The sequence below is a fragment of the Peribacillus sp. SIMBA_075 genome (genome assembly GCF_046534585.1).
This window is the reverse complement of the sequence record NZ_JAWRYN010000632.1, coordinates 1-271: the sequence shown is the minus strand read 5'-3', so window position 1 is coordinate 271 and position 271 is coordinate 1. Positions and strand designations below refer to the sequence as shown.

The 271-nt window shown below is 46.5% G+C and carries 1 protein-coding gene; it reads left to right on the top strand.

Annotated elements, in window-relative coordinates; translation table 11 throughout:
• Nucleotides 1-138: 138 nt before the first annotated feature.
• A partial coding sequence (locus SB775_RS29710; RefSeq protein ID WP_410864828.1) for a SpoVR family protein occupies nt 139-271 on the top strand: 133 nt, incomplete at its 3' end.

Genomic DNA, 271 nt, shown 5'->3' with positions numbered 1-271 from the left:
ACGGTAAAACTTTCCGCTATACGCGGTCGCTACTCCTTGAGGAAGCCTCGTTAGAGGTTTTCTTATGAAAATCTGGCTTCTTTTGCACCACATCCCCATATACATATAATAGGCTTTGGCAAATGGGGGGGAACGGTCTTGACCAATGATGAGCGGAAAGAACTCGAGCGATCGATTGACGAAATTACGGAAATCGCCAAGGGCTTCAACCTCGATTTTTATCCGATGCGATATGAGATTTGCCCGGCGGACATTATTTATACGTTCGGGG